Below are 661 nucleotides of genomic sequence, written 5' to 3'. Positions count from 1 at the left end.
CCGACGTGGTCGGTATCTTCCCCGACCGCACCGCCGTCATCCGGCTCGTCGGGGCGGTCCTGGCCGAGCAGAACGACGAATGGACCGAAGCCCGCCGCTACATGGGCCGCGAACTCCTCACCAAGGCACGACTCCACCCGATCGAGTCAGAAACCGACGACCCCGCCCTGCCCACCGAACTCACCGCATAGCCTCAGACCGAGATCACCGAGTGGCCGTCGATACACCACTTCAGCGGACGTGACCGCAGGACGGTCTCGTGGCCCTGACGCTCGTTTGACGCTCTGGGCGTCCACACTAAGGACGCTGATCTGGGAAACCGGTTCTGACCAGGGCTTTTCTGGGACCTGTTCAGGCCGACATCTTTCCGATGACCCACCACGTTGAGTGTGTCGCCATCCTGGAACCGGCCGCGAAGCGCTCCTGACCTGCGGGTTTATGTGTGCGCATCATGTGCGGTGCGGGCGTTACGGGCGATATCTCGACGCTGACATGACGCTCGTGACGCTCATTCGACGCTCGTTCTGATGGGATGATGCTCTTATGGATGTCAAGCAGCGGTTGTGAGGTGATTCGGGGCCGCTGCGGTGGCGTTGGTGATGGTCAGGACGTGGTAGATCTCGCGGGCGACGAACCGCTTGAGGCAGCGGATGATCTCCTT

General features: G+C 62.5%; 1 protein-coding gene. It reads left to right on the top strand.

Annotated features, from left to right (window positions below):
- The coding region (locus MTQ10_RS30920; protein WP_247463026.1) for a transposase at window positions 1-191 on the top strand (191 nt) is incomplete at its 5' end.
- Between the last annotated feature and the right edge of the window lie 470 nt (window positions 192-661).

Source organism: Streptomyces sp. XM83C (assembly GCF_023072675.1).
Classification (GTDB): Bacteria; Actinomycetota; Actinomycetes; order Streptomycetales; family Streptomycetaceae; genus Streptomyces; species Streptomyces thermocoprophilus.
This window is presented reverse-complemented; position numbering and strand designations above follow the sequence as displayed.